This window comes from Crateriforma conspicua, from assembly GCF_007752935.1.
GTDB lineage: Bacteria > Planctomycetota > Planctomycetia > Pirellulales > Pirellulaceae > Crateriforma > Crateriforma conspicua.
In genome coordinates this window covers 1,784,345-1,803,490 of the sequence record NZ_CP036319.1, presented here as the reverse complement: position 1 = coordinate 1,803,490, position 19,146 = coordinate 1,784,345, and the positions used below count along the sequence as shown (strand labels likewise).

At 56.5% G+C, this 19,146-nt stretch carries 12 protein-coding genes and 1 pseudogene; 12 read left to right on the top strand and 1 reads right to left on the bottom strand.

Features of this window, described 5'->3' with window-relative positions; all coding sequences use genetic code 11:
- Positions 1–17: 17 nt before the first annotated feature.
- Positions 18–440 carry a hypothetical protein gene (locus Mal65_RS06760; RefSeq protein WP_145304739.1) on the bottom strand — a complete coding sequence of 141 codons (423 nt, stop codon included), beginning with the start codon at positions 438–440 and terminating at the stop codon, positions 18–20.
- Between the two features lie 18 nt (positions 441–458).
- Here Mal65_RS06760 and Mal65_RS27480 point away from each other — a divergent pair.
- The 12 genes and pseudogenes from Mal65_RS27480 to Mal65_RS06700 form a co-directional block, all read left to right on the top strand.
- Positions 459–734 (top strand): annotated as a pseudogene (locus Mal65_RS27480) (anti-sigma factor family protein); the annotation flags it as partial.
- 129 nt (positions 735–863) lie between these two features.
- A complete protein-coding gene (locus tag Mal65_RS06755; RefSeq protein ID WP_231131300.1) occupies positions 864–1,538 on the top strand; it encodes a hypothetical protein in 675 nt (224 codons plus the stop codon).
- Between the two features lie 9 nt (positions 1,539–1,547).
- On the top strand, positions 1,548–3,875 hold the full coding sequence (locus Mal65_RS06750) for a heavy metal-binding domain-containing protein (RefSeq protein WP_145295168.1): 2,328 nt from the start codon (positions 1,548–1,550) through the stop codon (positions 3,873–3,875).
- A 15-nt stretch (positions 3,876–3,890) separates the two neighbouring features.
- A complete protein-coding gene (locus Mal65_RS06745; protein WP_145295165.1) occupies positions 3,891–7,868 on the top strand; it encodes an efflux RND transporter permease subunit in 3,978 nt (1,325 codons plus the stop codon).
- A gap of 770 nt (positions 7,869–8,638) precedes the next feature.
- On the top strand, positions 8,639–10,336 hold the full coding sequence (locus tag Mal65_RS06735; protein ID WP_174820143.1) for an efflux RND transporter periplasmic adaptor subunit: 1,698 nt from the start codon (positions 8,639–8,641) through the stop codon (positions 10,334–10,336).
- A 12-nt stretch (positions 10,337–10,348) separates the two neighbouring features.
- Positions 10,349–13,591: an efflux RND transporter permease subunit gene (locus Mal65_RS06730; protein ID WP_145295159.1), complete on the top strand. Its 3,243-nt coding sequence runs from the start codon at positions 10,349–10,351 to the stop codon at positions 13,589–13,591.
- A 30-nt stretch (positions 13,592–13,621) separates the two neighbouring features.
- Positions 13,622–13,984 carry an RND transporter gene (locus tag Mal65_RS06725; protein ID WP_145295156.1) on the top strand — a complete coding sequence of 121 codons (363 nt, stop codon included), beginning with the start codon at positions 13,622–13,624 and terminating at the stop codon, positions 13,982–13,984.
- 184 nt (positions 13,985–14,168) lie between these two features.
- The gene (locus Mal65_RS06720) at positions 14,169–14,516 is read left to right on the top strand and encodes a heavy-metal-associated domain-containing protein (RefSeq protein ID WP_196784632.1); all 348 of its coding nucleotides are present in this window, start codon (positions 14,169–14,171) and stop codon (positions 14,514–14,516) included.
- A 225-nt stretch (positions 14,517–14,741) separates the two neighbouring features.
- Positions 14,742–15,065, top strand: a complete 324-nt coding sequence (locus tag Mal65_RS06715; protein WP_196784631.1) for a thioredoxin family protein — start codon at positions 14,742–14,744, stop codon at positions 15,063–15,065.
- The gene (locus tag Mal65_RS06710; RefSeq protein ID WP_145295150.1) at positions 15,062–16,321 is read left to right on the top strand and encodes a cytochrome P450; all 1,260 of its coding nucleotides are present in this window, start codon (positions 15,062–15,064) and stop codon (positions 16,319–16,321) included. Before Mal65_RS06715 ends, Mal65_RS06710 begins: the two co-directional genes overlap by 4 nt.
- Complete coding sequence (locus Mal65_RS06705; RefSeq protein WP_174820141.1) at positions 16,318–16,962, top strand: cation diffusion facilitator family transporter; 645 nt, start codon at positions 16,318–16,320, stop codon at positions 16,960–16,962. The genes Mal65_RS06710 and Mal65_RS06705 overlap by 4 nt, the downstream gene beginning before the upstream one ends.
- Positions 16,955–19,093 carry a heavy metal translocating P-type ATPase gene (locus Mal65_RS06700; RefSeq protein WP_165701112.1) on the top strand — a complete coding sequence of 713 codons (2,139 nt, stop codon included), beginning with the start codon at positions 16,955–16,957 and terminating at the stop codon, positions 19,091–19,093. The genes Mal65_RS06705 and Mal65_RS06700 overlap by 8 nt, the downstream gene beginning before the upstream one ends.
- The last annotated feature ends 53 nt before the right edge of the window (positions 19,094–19,146 follow it).

Genomic DNA, 19,146 nt, shown 5'->3' with positions numbered 1-19,146 from the left:
GGGTGATGAACGTGGGGCTACTGATTCAACTTGGCGAGGTACTTGTCTGGGTCGGCGAGCAGCTTGTCTTTGCAGCCGTCGCAGCAAATCCACACTGACTTGCCGTTCACATCGACCTTTTCAGGGGCTCCCATCGTTCCAAGCATCTCGCCGCTGACGGGGCACATGTGTTGGGCCATGGCGGACTTGTGATCTTCCGGCGATAGCTCTTTCAAGCCCGCCATCATCTTGGCCATTGGCGAATCGGAATCTGCGGTGGCGTGGTCGCCGTGATCGTGATCGGCGTGGTCGCCATGGTCATGGTCTGCGTGGTCCTCGGCCGTGTCGCTGGCGGGAGTCGCGGGTGGCGTCACAGGATCGGATTCGGGCGAGTTGCAGCCGAAAATGCCGAGAATGAGCAACCCGCCGAGTAGAAACGGGATGAATTTCGTGAGTCGCATGGGGTTTTGCCTTCGCGGATGAGGAGGGCGAATTTTTCGATTGACGTGCATTTGGATACTTGGGCGGTCGCTTTCTTCACGCCGTGCGGAAAGAATTCTGCAAATTCACTGAAATGCGTGAATAAACACGTACTTCGGGCATCAAAAACACATCAGCAGAAGCGTCTCCCAGAGAATGAGTGGGTTATGTCAACCAACGATTGCAAAACTGTGCAGCCAGACCTGTCGGCTTATCACGACGGCGAGCTTGCGGCTGGACGAGCGGCAACGGTGGCGAAACACGTTGAGTCATGCGAATCGTGTGCGGCAGAGCTGAGTTCGTTCAGGTCAATCGGGTCGAATTTCGCTCAAACGCCCATCCCAGCAAAGCCGTCTAGTCTGTGGCAGCGAATTGAGCGTGAATTGCCGACGGCCGTTGAGCCGGTGACACTGTCGCGACGGTTTAGCGTTTGGATTCGCGAGTCGCCGTATGGCGCGGGGCTGGTGTCGATGGCCGCGTCCGTTTTGGTTCTATTGGGTGCAGGTCTGTGGTACGGCGGCGGCAACAATCACAACATGGCCAGCAGTGGTGCGATGGCGACGCACGGCACCGATGGACATTCGCCTGATGGTGAGATGTCAGCCGAACACATGGTCGAGTTCGCTGGCGTGATGGACGAATACTTGCAGAAGCTGCCCAGCGATCCAGACGCAGCGGAACGAATGCTGCTTACCAAGTACGACGGTGAGAAAGTCGACGCGGACGGAGCAGTTAAGTTGGTCGGCTATCGACCGATCGTCTCGGGCGGATTGCCCGAGGGATATTCGTTGGCATCAACCAGCGTCTTGAAAATGCCTTGTTGCACGTGCGTAAAGGCGGTTTGCAAACGCAACGACGGTTCGACGTTGGTTCTATTTGAACACGACGACGAAGAGATGGCTTGGTTTGGCGATCGCCGCCAAAGCATGGCAACGTGCGGCGACAAAGATTGCTGCCTCGTCGATCTCGATTCCAGCATCGCGGCAACTTGGAAGCAAGGCACTCGAAGCGTCACCGCCGTCGGTGTTCGCGACCAAGATGAAGTGGCGAAGCTGGTGACCTGGTTAGACAAATCCTAAAGCGAACTCATGAACGAATTCTTCAAACAACACCGCGGGAAACTCTGGATTGCACAAGCGGTGGCGTTTGTGCTGCTCGGTGTCTTCGTCGCTTCTTGGTTTGGCGGCGGCTCGGATGAGCCGAATGTGTCCTCGAATTCCGGTACGTCGAATTCGGAGGCCATGCAAGGGAAACCGTCGATTTGGACTTGTTCGATGCATCCGCAAATCCGTCGCGATGGTCCGGGCAGTTGTCCGATCTGCGGGATGGACTTGGTTCCGGTCAGAGAATCGGCCGACGGTGTTCGCACCGTTTCGATCAGCTCTGAGATCAAGAGCCTAATGAACGTTCAGGTCAGCCCCGTGCGTCGGCAATACGTGACGGCCGATGTTCGGATGGTGGGCAAGATCGAGTACGACGAAACACGACTTGCCCACATCACGGCTTGGGTTCCCGGCAGGCTCGAACGCATGTTCGTTGACTATACGGGCGTCGAAGTCAACAAGGGCGACCACATGGTGCAAATCTACAGCGAGGCACTCTACACCGCACAGGAAGAGTTGCTTGCCGCCACTCGGCGGGACCGGCCGCAAAGCTCATCGCGTTTCATCGAACCACTCGATCTTGCCGAATCCGCTCGCGAGAAATTGCGGTTGCTGGGACTGACGCCAGAACAGATTCAGACAATCGAGCAACGTGGTAAGTCATCCGAAACCGTAACGATCTATTCGCCGGTCGGCGGCGTGGTCGTCGGCAAGTTGAAACAAGAAGGTGATCGCGTACAGACCGGCGACCGCATCTACACTGTCGCTGATTTGAACCACTTGTGGGTTCAAATGGATGCTTACGAATCGGACCTAGCTTGGTTGCGATACGGGCAAGACGTCGAGTTCACGACCGAAGCTTATCCGGGCGAGGTTTTTCACGGACGCATCGCGTTCATCGACCCGGTGTTGAACGAAGATACGCGAACAGTGAAGGTTCGCGTGAACGTCAGCAACGATGACGGCCGACTGAAGCCGGAGATGTTCGTGCGGGCGATCGTGAAGAGCAACGTCGCGGCGGGCGGCCGAGTGCTTGATGCGTCGTTAGCTGGAAAGTGGATCAGCCCGATGCATCCCGAGATCGTGAAAGATCAACCGGGCGACTGCGACATTTGCGGGATGCCATTGGTACGGGCCGAATCATTGGGCTATGTCACTGCGGAACCGACCGATGCTGCGAAGCCGTTGATCGTACCGACGTCAGCGGTGTTGCTAACCGGCACACGAGCGATCGTCTACGTTCAGATTCCCGACGCAGACAAGCCGACTTATGAAGGTCGGGAGATTGTGATCGGTCCGCGAGCAGGTGAATTCTATCTGGTGAAGTCCGGTCTCAACGAAGGCGACCTCGTTGTGACCAACGGAAACTTCAAGCTCGACAGTGCGCTGCAGATTTCTGCGAAGCCCTCGATGATGACACCTCAAGGTGGCGGCGGCGGTGGACACAACCACGGCGGTATGGAAATGCCAAAGGCAGACGAAGGTGTCACGATGAACGCGAGTCCGATGGAGTTGGTGCCAGCGGTACGTGATGCGATGCAAGGCATTGTTGAGCAATACAAAACGATTCAAGAAAAGGTCGAAGCAGCGAACCTCGCAGAGATTCGTGCCGGCTACGACGAACTGGGTAAAGCGGTCGAGGCGTTGCCAGCAGACTTGATCGGCCCCGACATGCGACCGCAATGGTTCGAGATTGCGATGTTATTGCGGAACGACGTCACCGAAGGCCGTGAGACCAATTCCATGCGTGAAGCCGATCGGGTGTTCGCGTTGACTCGCCAGCACGTCGATCAAATGAAGACGCAATTCCCGTTGCCGATGTCTCACGATGAAATGCAGATGCCAGCGATGGCGAACATGGATGCTCCGCCAGAAGTGACCCAGCAATTAGACGGCTTTGTCGGTCCTTATTTGGGACTTGGTAAGGCGCTCGCGGCCGACGATCTGGAGGGTGCGAAGCAAGCCGTCGAGCCGTTGCATCAGCGATTGGCTTCATTGCTGCCGATCGTCTCTGAGTCCAAAGCGGTCGAAATGTGGAACAAAGAGAAACGCGACTTGTCCGAGATCGTCGCAAGAATGCAGAAAGCAAGCGACCTCGCCGCCTTGCGGAGCGGATTCGCGTTGCTGTCTGAGCAGATGCTGAGCCTGGAGCGGATGTTCGGCCTTCCCACCGACGCGGCTCTTTACGAACTGCATTGCCCGATGGCGTTTGAGGGACGTGGTGCATCTTGGATTCAGTCCGACGATGCAGTTCGCAATCCGTACTACGGCCCGTCGATGCTGAAGTGTGCCGACAAAGTCGAAAAGTTGTAGGCCAAGTAATTCAACATGACTGACAACGATGAAACCATTGAATACGCAAAACGCTCGATCCTCGGCCGGCTGATCTGGTTCTGCTTGACCAACAAGCTCGTTGTCCTGTTGCTGGTCATTGCCACGCTAGGCTGGGGCGTCATGGTCGCGCCGTTTGACTGGGACACCGGCGTGTTGCCTCGCGATCCCGTGCCGGTCGACGCGATTCCCGACATTGGCGAGAACCAACAAATTGTGTTCACGCAGTGGATGGGTCGCAGCCCACAGGACGTCGAGGACCAGATCGGTTATCCGTTGACGGTTGCGCTGTTGGGCATTCCCGAAGTCAAGACGATCCGCAGCTATTCGATGTTCGGCTTCTCGTCGATTTACATCATCTTCGGCGAAGACGCAGACTTCTATTGGTCGCGAACGCGAGTGCTGGAAAAGCTGAACAGCTTGCCCGCCGGTACCTTGCCCGATGGCGTGCAACCGACTCTCGGACCGGACGCGACAGCATTGGGGCAGATTTATCTTTACACGCTCGAGGGCCGCGATCCTGATGGCAACCCGACCGGCGGTTGGGACTTGCGAGAGCTGCGAACGATTCAAGACTACTACGTTCGCTATTCGTTGACTTCAGCGGAAGGGATCAGCGAAGTCGCGTCGATCGGCGGCTTCGTTCAGGAGTACCAAATCGACGTTGATCCCGATGCGATGCGGGCCGCTGGAGTGACGCTTGCGAAGGTGTTTGAGTCGATTCGCATGACGAACGTTGATGTGGGTGCTCGGACGATCGAACTGAACAAGGCGGAATACGTCATCCGCGGTCTCGGCTTCATCGAGGATATCGAAGACATCGAGAAGACGGTCGTAAAAGTGACGGACAACGTGCCGATCACGGTGGCCGACGTAGCCAACGTGTCACTCGGGCCGGCTCTCCGACGTGGTGCGCTCGACAAGGCCGGTGCGGAAGCCGTCGGCGGAGTCGCGGTCGTGCGTTACGGATACAACCCGCTGGCAGCGATCAAGAACATCAAACAGCGTATCAAGGAAGTTTCGCCGGGCCTGCCGACGAAGGTGCTTGTCGATTACACAAAGACGTCGGCCGATGAAGTTGATCTCTACGCCGACCGGCATGACCTGGAACCGATCACGGGAGCGACGGCCAGTAGCGATGCCTGGGTCAAGCATCTTCGTGGCATGCCCCAAGAACAGTGGCCGACATGGATTACGACCAGTCAAGTCGCGGTCGTGCCCTTCTACGATCGCACGGGGTTGATCTACGAGACGCTGGGCACGTTGAACACAGCGCTGTTTGAAGAAATCCTCGTGACAATCATCGTGATCCTGGTGATGGTCGTCCACCTACGCAGCTCATTTCTTATTAGTGCGCTACTACCGCTGGCCGTTTTGATGTGCTTCATCGCCATGAAGACGTTTGGCGTGGACGCAAACATCGTGGCGTTGTCTGGCATCGCGATTGCGATCGGGACGATGGTCGATATGGGGATTATTCTCACCGAGAACATTCTCAAATACCTGGATGAAGCTGCGCCCGAAGACGACAAGTTGACGGTGATCTTCAAAGCGGCTCACGAAGTCGCCGGTGCGGTGCTGACCGCCGTGACAACGACCGTGGTCAGTTTTCTGCCAGTATTCACGATGATCGGTGCGGAAGGAAAGCTGTTTCGTCCGCTCGCATTCACCAAGACGTTTGCACTCACGGCATCCGTCATTGTGGCGCTGACAATCATTCCGCCAGCCGCCCACGTGTTGATGGGCGGGCGCATTGAGTCAAAGAGTTTGCGTCGTGGGGCTTGGTTCGCGTTACTGATTCTCGGTATTGCGGCGTCGATGATGTTGACGTGGTGGGTCGGTGCAATCTTGATCGTGCTGTCCGCATACAAACTGTACGAAGAACGGATTCCTGAGCGTTACCACCGTTTCGGACCGTACGCGGCCAGTGCACTCGCGGCGATAGTCGTCGGTGTTCTGCTGACGCAGGAGTGGTTGCCGCTGGGACCGCAGAAAGGTTTGCTACTGAATTTGCTGTTCGTCGGCGGATTGATTGGCGGCATCCTCGGCTTCTTTACTGTCTTTCAACGATTCCTGTACGAACCGATCCTGCGTTGGTGCCTGAATCACAAGCTCGCGTTTCTCTGCTTGCCAACTGCGATCCTGTTGTTCGGTGGATCGGCTTGGTTGGGTTTCGACAAGGTCTTTGGTTTCGTTCCCAAGGCGTTCTCGATGGTTGGCATTTCAGATTCGACTGTTCGGGAGTCCGGTCCTTGGAGAACAGCAACCAACGTGCTACCGGGACTCGGCAAAGAATTCATGCCGCCGCTCGACGAAGGCTCGTTCCTCTACATGCCCACCACGATGCCGCACGCTTCGATCGGTGAAGCGATGGACGTGTTGCAGTTGCAGAACCAACTGCTCGTCTCGATCCCCGAAGTCGAATCGGTCGTCGGTAAGATTGGTCGCGCCGACACTCCGCTTGATCCGGCACCCGTGTCGATGATCGAAACCTACATCACCTACAAGTCGGAATACAAAACCGACGAAGACGGTCACCGGCTGAACTTCCGCTATGACACGGAAGCAAACGAGTATATCCGCGACGACGACGGTGAGCTGATCCTTGATCCCACCGGTCGTCCGTTCCGGCAATGGCGAGACGAAATACGCACGCCTGACGACATTTGGCAAGCCATCACGACGGCGGCCCAGATTCCAGGCACGACGTCCGCTCCTAAACTGCAACCGATCGCGGCTCGGATCGTGATGCTGCAGAGCGGCATGCGTGCGCCGATGGGGATGAAGGTGAAAGGCCCGGACCTGGAAACGATCGAGCGGGTTGCCTTGGAATTGGAATCGCTGTTGAAGCAAATTCCAACGGTCCAATCGTCAGCCGTCATCGCTGACCGCATCGTCGGCAAGCCGTACTTGGAGATCGACATCGACCGCGATGCGATCAAACGATACGGACTGCACATTCGCAGCGTGCAGGACGTGATCGAAGTTGCGATTGGCGGCCGGCAGATCACAACGACCGTCGAAGGTCGTGAGCGTTTCCCGGTGCGAGTGCGTTACGCCCGCGAACTGCGGGACGATCTCGAATCGCTCGAACGGATTCTAGTTCCAACGCCGACCGGATCGCAAATCCCGCTCGGACAACTCGCCGACATTCGCTACACGCGAGGTCCGCAAGTCATCAAGAGCGAAGACACGTTCTTGCTTGGGTACGTTTTGTTCGACAAGAAGCCGGGCGAAGCGGAAGTCAACGTCGTTGAGGATGCTCAGGCATTTTTGCAATCGAAGATTGACTCGGGCGAGTTCACGCTGCCCGCTGGAGTCACCTACACGTTCGCAGGCAACTACGAAAACCAAATCCGATCGCAAAAAACGCTGGCAATCGTGTTACCACTCGCACTCGGGATCATCTTCTTGATTCTGTACCTGCAATTCAAATCAGCCATCACAACATCGCTAGTCTTCAGTGGCATCCTGATCGCGTGGGCGGGCGGTTTCATCATGCTATGGTTGTACGGGACCGAATGGTTCCTCGATTTCAGCTTACTCGGCACCAACATGCGTGAGCTGTTCCAAGTCAAAACGATCAACCTAAGTGTTGCCGTTTGGGTCGGCTTCTTGGCCCTGTTCGGCATCGCCAGCGACGATGGCGTCGTGATCGCATCGTACCTTGACGAAAGCTTCCGCAAGGATCGCATCGAGAACGCCCAGCACGCTCGCGAAGCCACTGTGGCTGCCGGCATGAGACGCGTTCGACCGTGTTTAATGACCACGGCGACGACAATCCTGGCATTGATTCCAATCCTGACATCGACCGGCCGTGGCAGCGACATTATGGTGCCGATGGCGATCCCCAGTTTCGGCGGCATGCTCATCGCAATCATCACGATGTTTATCGTGCCGGTTTTGTATTGCAGTGCGATGGAGTGGAAGTTGCGGCTGGGTATCCGAGACGAACGCTTTGCGAAGGACGCTTGAGGGAAGATGGGGAGTGAAGCTGGGTTAATCAGACTCCCAAGTGGGCGTGTTGGTATGCGAATTGCTTGATTTGCGGCTGGCCATGCAAGAATGACAGAACAACGCGGCAAGCATTTGCCGATAAACTGGACTGGTCGCAAGGCTAGTTGTAGCCTACAATCTTTTTGATGGCCTACCTATTAAGAAGAACCAACTGACACGATGTTTCGGCTGCTTTTACTATCGTTTATCGCATTGCGAGTTGTCGCGTGCCCGGTGTTTTGCCTGGGTGGGTCTGATGATCGTTTTGTGAGCGATGTGGCAGTTGTGCATCATTCTTGTGGTTGTTCTGGTGAACAGAACGCGCCTTGTGATGACGATAGCGTTCCACCGGTGGAATCGCCTTGCCCTTGCGAAACGGGATGTGAGTGCCAGGTCACGCCTGAGCTGAACCACCGAACGATTGCTGATTTTCAGCTCGCCTTGGATCTCGCTCCGCTGAAATTGGAGTCGCTTGATCTCTCTGAGGTCTTGGTTTCTCGATTCGAGCATCAACCACGTCCATTCAATCTCTTGACGGGTCGCTCGGTGCGCGTTGCGCACTCTTCTTGGCTGCTCTGAGCCGCGACTAGGTCACTTCGTCTGCTGACCGGCGAACTCGGTTTGTAATTCCGGCTACGGATTTTCGCGCTTGGGTTCTCCCTTCTGGTTGGCTGCGATTTTAGTCGTTGTATGCGCTCGCGGTTGTTGCGTGCGCTGCTTGCACCGTCTCTAGCCAGCAAGGTTTTCCAATGAGTCATCCGATTCCCCATGCGCCGAGAAAAAATCCTCGGCAAGAACCCGTGAAGCCGTCCGTCAACGGACACAAGGTTCCAGACGCCAAAACTGAAATTACTCAGGACGGGAAATCAAAACCTCGCGGTCCCGTTCGCCGCGGTATCTCGTTCGTGCTCGGTAGTATCGGACCGACGCTGGTTCTGGCCGGTTTCGCTGCCGTGTTTTGGTATGGGCATCACAACGATTGGCGGATTCCCAAATTCGCCGCGTTAACCGGCGAAGTCGAACCGGTTGTCGATGATTGGTGTGAGGAACACGCGGTGCCGGAGTCCATTTGCGTCGAGTGCGATCCGACGTTGATGCCCAAAGGACCGGACTACGGTTGGTGTTCGGATCATGGCGTTCACAACTGCGTGCTGGATCATCCCGATGTCGCGCAACTCAAGCAGCCGCCATCGCGGGGCGAGCTTGCGGCGGACTTGCAGCGTGCGGCCCGTGCGTTGGCGATTGCCCCGCGCAAGGAAAACAACAGCGGCTGCAAGATCTACCAAACGCGGATTCAGTTCGCGTCGATTGAAGCTGTGATGCAGGCGGGCGTTGATGTCGAACTGGTTGAGCGGCATCCGATTGTGGAGTCGATTTCTGGCAATGGTGAAATTGTCTACGACCCGACGCGGCAAGCCAAACTGGCGTCTCGCGTGCCGGGCAGCGTTTGGAGAGTTTTCAAGAATGTGGGGGACAAAGTCTCCAAGGGCGAAGTGTTGGTGGTCGTCGACGCGGTCGAAGTCGGGGAATTAAAAACCTCGCTGCTGCGTTCGCTCGCCGAAGAGAAGTTGCAACAACAGAACGTATCGCGTTTGACCAAGGCACGAAGCGCGATTGCGGGGGCGAGAGTTCTGGATGCAGAGGCGGCGCTGGCTAAAGCACGTGCGGATGTCTTGAGTGCGGAGCAATCGTTGCGGAATCTGGGGTTGCCGGTTGACGTCAAACGGCTTCGGGGAATGGACGAACAACAGGTGCTCGATGAATTGCGTTTCATCGGTATTCCTTCGTCAATCCGCTCGCAACTCGACGCACAAAGCGACACTGCCAATCTGCTACCGCTTGCGTCGCCGATGGATGGGATCGTCATCGAGCGAACCGTGACGCCGGGCGAGGTGGTCAATCCGTCGCGGATGCTATTTCAAATCGGTAACACTCGCCAGATGTGGCTGCAACTGAGCGTGCCGCTGGAAAACATGGACCAATTGGCGATCGGGCAACGCATCCGGTTCGCACCCGATGGCAGTCGTCAGGACGTCGAAGGCGTGCTGGACTGGATCGACACGTCGGCCGATCAAGACACTCGCATGTTGGAGGTGCGGGCGGTGCTGGCCAATGATGGCGGGCGGCTTCGCAACGAAACATTCGGCATGGGAGAGATCATCCTGCGTGAGGAAGCCGATGCGATTGTCATTCCGACCGGAGCGTCACATTGGGAAGGCTGTTGCCAAGTCGTCTTTGTTCGCGACAAGGATTATTTCTCCGGCCCCGACAGCTACAAGCTGTTCCACGTCCGCTCGGTTCGATTGGGTGCCCAAAACGGCGACGTCACGGAAGTCATCTCCGGTGTCCTGCCCGGCGAGGTCATCGCGACCGCTGGTAGCGACGTGCTAAAGGCGCAGTTACTGAAAAACAATCTTGGTGCAGGCTGCGACTGCGTCGCTGAATAAAGGAGAGCACGGATGCTTAATTGGCTGATTGATTTTTCGCTCAAGCACCGCGGGTTGGTGATTGTGGCGGCGTTGTTGTTTGCGGTTGTCGGCGGTTTCTCGCTGCAACAACTCGACATTGACGCATTTCCCGATACGACTCCGGTACAGATTCAAATCAACACGGTTGCGCCGTCACTGGCCTCCGAAGAGATTGAACGCCAAATCACCTTTCCCGTCGAGCAAGCCATTAGCGGTTTGCCGGGACTGCACGAACTGCGGTCGATTTCCAAGTTCGGTTTGTCGCAAGTCGTGGTCATCTTTGATGATGGCATCGACATCTACTTCGCTCGGCAATTGATCAACGAAAGGCTTTCGACGGTGGAATTGCCCGACGGAATCGGGCGGCCCCAAATGGGACCGGTCTCCACGGGCTTGGGCGAGGTCTTTCACTACGTCGTGGTCAACGAAGGCGTTGATCTTTCGCAGGTGTCGCGCGAGCAACGCGTCAAGCAACTGACCGAACTTCGCACCATTCATGACTGGGTCATCAAGCCGCAGCTTCGTTCGGTGCGTGGTGTGGCGGAGGTCAACAGTTGGGGCGGATATGAAAAACAGTATCAGGTGCGGATCGCCCCGGACCTACTGCTCAAATACGGACTGACGTTCGAGCAAGTCAGCGAGGCAATTCAGGAGAACAACGAAAACGTCGGCGGCGGTACGGTGACCGATGGCAGTGAGATGCTGTTGGTCCACGGTGTTGGTCGGACGGTGAACATTGCACAAATCGAAGAAGTCATCATCACGGCCAAAGACGGTGTGCCGGTTCGTGTTCGCGACGTGGCCGAGGTACAGATCGGTCACGAGATTCGTCGTGGTGCGGTCACGGCCAACGGTCGAGGCGAAGCCGTGCTGGGTCTCGGTTTCATGCTGATGGGCGAGAACAGTGACGAGGTCACATGGGCACTGAAGGAAAAGCTCGAACAGATTAAGGAAACCCTGCCTGCCGGTGTAACGATTCAAACGGTCTACGATCGGACGGAACTGATCGACCACGTCATCCATACCGTGCAGAAAAACTTGTTTGAGGGCGGCCTGCTGGTCATCGCCATCCTGTTCATTTTTCTTGGCAATTTGCGAGCCGGGTTGATCGTGGCTTTGGCGATTCCGTTGTCGATGCTGTTCGCGTTCTCGGGAATGTTGAAGTTTGGCATCGCCGCGAGTTTGCTCAGTCTCGGTGCGATCGACTTTGGATTGGTTGTCGATAGCAGTGTCGTGATGATCGAGAACTGCGTGCGGCATTTAGCACACAACCGGGACGGTAAGAGCCGCTTGGAGATTATTCGCGATGCAGCCATTGAAGTTCGCAAGCCGACGATGTTTGGCGAACTGATCATCATGATCGTCTATTTGCCGATCCTGACCCTGGAAGGCATCGAAGGAAAACTGTTTAGGCCGATGGCGTTGACCGTCATCATGGCACTCGCCGGTTCGATGATTCTTTCGCTGACGTTGATGCCCGTTTTGGCGAGCATCTTTTTGCCCAAAAACATCAAGGAAACGGAACCTTGGTTGATCCGCGTTCTGAAATGGCTGTACGCCCCGGTGCTGCGGTTCACCATGCATCACAAGGCGTTCGTGATTGGTTCGGCCGTGCTGTTGTTGGTCAGCGTTTTCACCCTCGTCGCACCTAACCTCGGCAGCGAGTTCGTGCCTCGACTTTCCGAAGGAGCCATTACGCTCAATGTTGTGCGTTTGGCGGGCACGCCGCTTGAAGAATCCATGCGTTACAACACGCGGATGGAGCAGGTGCTACTGGAAAAGTTCCCTGACGAAGTCAACCAAGTTTGGAGCCGCATCGGGACCGCCGAAGTCGCCACCGATCCGATGGGGACTGAACTTACCGACCTGTTCATCACGCTGCATCCCCGCGAGCAATGGACGCGGGCGGAAACGCAAGAGGAACTGACGACTCTGGTGCAACGGGAGCTTCGCGATTTGCCGGGGCCGCGTTTGGCGTTGTCGCAACCGATTGAGATGCGAATGAACGAGATGATCTCGGGCGTTCGCTCGGACGTCGCGGCAATCCTGTACGGCGATGATCTCGATCTGATGAACGAGAAAGCAATCGAGATTGAACGGGCATTGAATTCGATTGCCGGGGCTTCGGACGTGAAGATCGAGCAGATATCAGGTCAGCCGGTTTTGCAAATTCAAGTCAAACAGGATCAGATCGCTCGCTACGGTATCCCCGCCAGCACGGTGATGAACATCGTCCGCTCCTTGGGAAGCAATCATGTCGGCGAAGTCTACGAAGGGCAACTGCGATTTCCGTTGGTGATTCGATTGCCAGAAGAAGCAAGGTCTGACCCGGAAGCCATCGGTGAAATTTTGGTCGCGACGCCGTCGGGCCAACGCATTCCGCTTTCGCGTCTGGCCTCGATCGAGCGTGTGGAAGGTTTCAACACGATCAAACGCGACTGGTATCAACGTCGCATCACGATCGAGGCGAATGTGCGTGGCCGCGACCTTGGCAGTTTCGTCGCCGAGGCACAGCAAGTCGTCGATGCCAAGGTTCAATTGCCCGCCGGTCGCTATCGCATCGAGTGGGGTGGGCAGTTTGAAAACCTCGAGCGAGCACAGACGCGGTTGATGATCGTCGTGCCGATCGCGCTGCTGTTGATCTTGGCATTGCTCTACACAACGTACCGCAACTGGATCGACTCGTTTCGTGTGTTCACGGGCGTTCCCTTCGCATGGATCGGCGGCGTGCTGGCGTTGTGGATTCGCGACATGCCGTTTTCGATTTCGGCCGCTGTTGGCTTCATCGCCTTGTCCGGCGTCGCGGTGCTCGATGACATGCTGCTGGTTTCAACGATCCGACAACTGCGACGGCGTGGGCGTTCGCTGGATGAAGCCGTCGAGGAAGCGGCAATGACAAGATTGCGTCCGATCCTGATGACCACGTTGGTGGCCAGCCTCGGCTTTGTGCCGATGGCCTTCAGCACGGGCATGGGAGCGGAAGTGCAACGACCGCTGGCGACGGTCGTGATCGGTGGCGTTTGCAGCGCCATGATCATGAGCCTGCTTGTACTTCGTGTGCTTTACGTGGTCTTCAACATGCCCACCGAGAGCCACGATGACGATGGAGGAGACGATGACGGTCATTGTCTTGAGCCGGAAGAACCGACCGACCCGGAGGCCGGACTGGAGTTTGATGCTTCGCAAGAGCGAGAGTCACAACGTTGGTCCGAACCGACGACGGTCACCCCCTAGAAATTCGGCCCTGAGCCGAAGGAGAACAAGATGAATTGGATGATGAATGGACGCGGCCTGATGTTTGGTTTGCTGGTAACAGCGGCGATCGGACTGGCAGGATGCAATAGCGACGACGTTGCTACCGAACCGGGCGTGGCGGAACCCGTCGCGGCCACAAACGTGGACCACAGCCACGGTGGTTGGTGGTGCGTCGAACACGGCGTGCCCGAGGAGGAATGTCCCCGATGCGACAAAACGCTGGTGTCCGAGTTCAAGGAAGCGGGCGATTGGTGCGACGAGCACGAGCGTCCCGAGTCGCAGTGTTTCATTTGCAGCCCCAAACGCGCCGAAAAGTTTGTCGCACGTTACGAAGCGAAGACCGGTCACCAACCGCCCGAACCGACCGAGTAATTTGCTCGAGCCAAGTGGCTGGGGGTGTGGTGGCTTCGACCAGCCCGTTGAAAACGCTCGCTCCCAGTCACTCTTTCGTCCCAACTCCCAACTCAAAAGGAGATCGCCATGTGACACTCAGCCCCCATCCGAAAGGACTGACCATTTTGAAAACCACAATCTGTTACCTGGAAGGAATCTGAAAATGTACCGCACCTCCCTCTGCCTTGCCCTGACGTTCGCCTTTGCCGTTTGCATGACCGCCCAAAGCCGAGTGGCCAATGCCGCTGGTGCTTCGACGACCAAAACCACCATCACCTTGAAGGTTCTCACCTGCGAGAACTGCGCCAAGAAGGTGGCGGCCAAGTTGAACGAAGTTCCCGGCGTCGAAAGCGTCAAGACGGACGTCAAATCCAAGACCGCGACCGTCGTTCCCAAAAGCAACGCGACCCCGTCGCCGTTGAAACTTTGGGAAGCGATCGAGAAGGCCGGTAAGGAACCAGTGAAGCTCGTCGGGCCGAGCGGAACGTTCACGTCCAAACCGAAGCAATAGTCTCACACCGACTCTCAATTGATACGCCGCCGATGTGGAGACTTCTTCCGCATCGGCGGCAGTCGGCCAACGAATGTCGGAAGCCAACAACCACCTATGCCATTTCACCAAACTCACCACATCGCCGCCGCGTTGATCGCTCTCGTTTTGCTAACCGTCGGATGCGATCGCGACTCATCGCCAACGAATGTAGTTCCGTCACCGACCAGCGCGGGACCGATTCAGTTGACGGATGATTCGTTTCAAGCTGAAGTCCTTGAAAGCGAACTCCCGGTGTTGGTCGATATGTGGGCACCGTGGTGCCAGCCCTGCATCGCGATGAAGCCGACGATACAGCGACTTGCATCGGAGTTGTCCGGAGATGTGAAAGTGGCCGAATTGAACATTGAAGAGAACCCGTTCATTCAACAAAAGTATGACATTGACAAGTATCCGATGCTATTGATTTTCGTCGATGGCATCGAGGTGCAAAGACTTGTGGGAAGCGAAACCCACGAGCAACTACTCGACGCGCTATCAAATCATGTAGCCGTGGAGAAACAACGATGAGCAAGCTGCCTGTAGAAACAAGACTCGATAGCACACTTGCGCTCGCACGCAATCCGTACCGTTTTGTTTCGTCACGATGCGAGAAGTTCAACACCGACGCATTTGAAACTCGGCTGTTGCTGCAAAAGGTCATTTGCATACGAGGCGAGGAAGCCGCCAAGGCGTTTTACGACACCTCGCGTTTCACCCGCGTCGGTGTCGCTCCGCCGCGAATCGCCAAGACTTTGTTCGGACGCGGCGGGGTACAGGGCATGGACGGCAAGGCCCATCGTCATCGCAAGATGATGTTCATGTCGTTGCTGACCGAAGACAAAAAGGGCGGACTGACGAGGCTTGCTCGTGACATTTGGAACCGTCGAATTCTGCAATGGTCACGCATGGATCAGGTCGTGCTTTACCGACAGGCTCAGGAAGTTCTCACCGAAGCGGTTTGTCAGTGGGCAGGCGTGCCGCTCGATCCCGCCGATGTGGATCGCAGGACCAGCGAGCTGGCGGCGCTTTTTGACTATGCAGGCAGTATTGGTCCAAACCATTGGTGGGCAAGGATCGCACGCAAACGCAACGAGGCTTGGCTGCGTGGAATCATCGAACAAATTCGTGCTGGAACCTATCAACCCCTCGAAGACACCGCCGCATTCATCGTCGCCAACCATCGCGATCTCGATGGAAACTTGCTCGACGCTCAAATCGCTGCGGTCGAGCTAAACAACATTTTGCGTCCAACGGTCGCCGTGTCGGCTTACATCGTTCAGTGTGCGCACGCCTTGAACGAGCATCCTGTGATTCGCGAACAACTTCGCGATGGCTCCCCGGATGATTTGCATTGCTTTGTGCAGGAGGTCCGGCGTTACTATCCATTCTTTCCGTTTGCCGGAGCAAAGGTGAAAGAATCATTCGAGTGGCACGGTTACCACTTTCCGAGCGGTCGGAAGGTGCTGCTGGACCTATACGGCACCAACCATGATCCACGTCCTTGGAACCAGCCAGAATCGTTCAGACCATCCCGTTTTCGCGAATGGGACGGGAATCCATTCACCTTGATACCTCAAGGCGGCGGCGATCACTACCAGAACCACCGCTGCCCCGGCGAATGGATCGCGATCGAGCAAATGAAAGCGGCCACCGACGTGCTCGTCAACCGATGCAGCTACGAGATCCCGGAACAGGATTTGCAAATTGCGATTGATCGACTTCCCGCCATTCCCGCTGACCACTTTGCCATGACGAACATTCAACTGCTAAGAGAAGTGCGATGAGCGAGGAACGAGCAAAATTGATACGCCGGGGTCGCAATGTCGAAATTGCCAGCCTGATCTACAACATCACCGAAGTGACCATTTCGCTAACGGCCGGATTCATGACGGGCAGTTCGGCGCTGATCAGTTGGGGCGTCGATAGCATCGTCGAAGCGAACTCCGCCGCGTTCATGATCTGGCAATTGAACGGCGAAGCCAAAGGTATCAACGAGCGAGACAAGCGGAAGAGAAAGAAGATCGCGTTAGGGGTTCTCTCGGGTGCCTTTACGATTGCTGTCTTATTCATCTGTTACGAGGCGATCAGCAAGTTCATCAGCCAAGAAACTGCGTCGATGTCGTGGTGGGGCATTGGCATCTTGCTGGTGTCGTTGGTCGTCAACCCGATGCTGGCATGGGGCAAGTATCGCTACGGCAAGAAGACCGATTCGGCGACTCTGAAATACGACGCCATTGACACGATGATCTGCGAGTACCAAACCATTGTCGTGCTGATCGGCGTCGGTCTGGTGCAGTGGCAAGGTTGGTGGTGGGCCGATCCGGTGGCTGCACTGTTGATCGTTCCCTATGTGGCTTGGGAAGCCTACGAGTCTGGACGCGACGCATGGCAAGTTCAAATCGACGAGGAAGACAACGATGAGTGATACAAACAACATGCAACTTAAAATTCACGGCATGGATTGTGCCGAAGAAGTATCGTTGATCAAACGCGAACTGGTGCCGCTGCTCGGTGGCGATGAGCGTTTGGGTTTCGACTTGCTAAGTGGTCGACTAACCGTCGACCTCGATGGCGTTGACGTTACTTCCGGTGACGTGTTGGCGGCGATCGAGCGAACCGGGTTGAAAGCTGAAACGTGGGAGAACGCACAACAGTCCTCCGACGACCAATCGTTCTGGGTCAAGCATCAGCGGGCGATCATGACCGCGATTAGCGGTGTGTTCGGCGGGATCGGGCTGGTGATTCATTTGCTCTCAGGCGGATTCGACGGGGCCGTCGCAACGCCCGCGATCGTTTGCTACCTGATCGGAATTTTGGCCGGGCTGTATTTGGTGCTACCGAAAGCTTGGCGAGCACTGGTCACCTTGCGGCCTGACATGAATTTGCTGATGTCGGTCGCGGTGATCGGGGCGATCGCGATCGGCGAATGGTTTGAGGGAGCGGCGGTCGCATTCCTGTTTTCGCTGTCGTTGTTGCTGGAATCATGGAGCATCGGTCGGGCTAGACGGGCGATCGCTTCGCTCATGGACCTGACGCCGCCGGTCGCTCACCTGCGACACGAATCTGGAGAAGTCCGCGACGTTGTTCCTGCCGAGGTGCCGGTTGGTTCGACCCTGATCATTCGACCGGGCGAGAAAATACCGCTCGATGGGGAAGTCACCGTGGGCATTAGCGACGTCAATCAGGCACCGATCACCGGCGAAAGCGTGCCAGTCGAAAAGCAGGTCGGTAGTGAGGTGTTCGCTGGAACGATTAACGGCGACGGCTTGCTGGAAATGCGAAGCACCAAAGCCGCTGAAGACACGACGTTGGCCCGCATTATTCAGATGGTCGGCGACGCCGGATCGAAGCGTGCTCCGTCAGAAAAGTGGGTAGAGAAGTTTGCCGCGGTCTACACACCGGTGGTGATGGCGGTCGCGTTGTTGATGCTTTTAATTCCGACTTTGCTGCTCGGACAACCATGGTCGGTTTGGATCTATCGGTCGCTGGTGTTGCTGGTCATCGCCTGCCCATGTGCATTGGTCATTTCTACACCGGTGTCGGTCGTTGCATCGCTGGCCGCCGCTGCACGCAATGGCGTGTTGGTTAAAGGCGGCGTGTTCATCGAGCTACCTGGTAAGCTGGTCGCGATCGCGATGGATAAGACCGGGACGCTAACCAAGGGTGCCCCCGAAGTCATCGACGTCGTTCCGATGAACGACCACGACGAAGAAGAATTGCTAACGCGCGGCGGAGCCTTGGAACTCAATAGCAACCATCCGCTCGCACGAGCCATCGTTGATGAAACCAAGAAACGTGGCATGACGATGCCGCCAGCCGAATCGTTCGAAACGATTCAAGGCAAGGGGGCGACCGGAGTCATTAATGGTAAAAGCTACTGGCTCGGTTCGCATCGCTATTTGGAACAACGCGGTCAGGAAACCCCGGAGGTTCACCAGCAACTCGAAGCGATGCAGGAGGCCGGGCGAACCGTCGTCGTGATCGGCAATGACCAGCACGTTTGCGGCTTCATTACGCTGGCCGATGCCATCCGTGACGAGACTCGAGAGGCAATCAAGACTTTGCACCAAGTCGGCATCAAGCAAATCGTGATGCTGACCGGCGACAACGAAGGCACCGCCAAAGCGATCGGCAAGGAGTCCGGTATCGACGAAGTCCACGCGGAGTTGTTGCCTGAAGACAAAGTCGCGGCGGTCGAACAACTCGTTTCACGTTACGAGCATGTCGCGATGATAGGCGATGGCGTGAATGACGCACCCGCCCTAGCCCGGGCTTCATTGGGACTTGCGATGGGAGCGGCGGGAAGCGACGCCGCGATTGAAACAGCAGACATCGCCCTCATGTCCGACGACCTGTCGAAACTACCTTGGCTGATCGAGCACTCGCGACGAACGTTGTCCATCATTCGCCAGAACATTTGGTTTTCACTGGCAATCAAAGCATTGTTCGTCGTGCTGACCTTGGCGGGAGTGGCATCACTGTGGGCCGCCATCGCGGCCGATATGGGCGCTTCCCTACTGGTGATCGCCAATGGTCTGAGGCTGCTCCGCTGCTGAGACGTTAAAATCGTTACAACCCGATCGCGGATTCTTCCGAATGTTCGCACTTG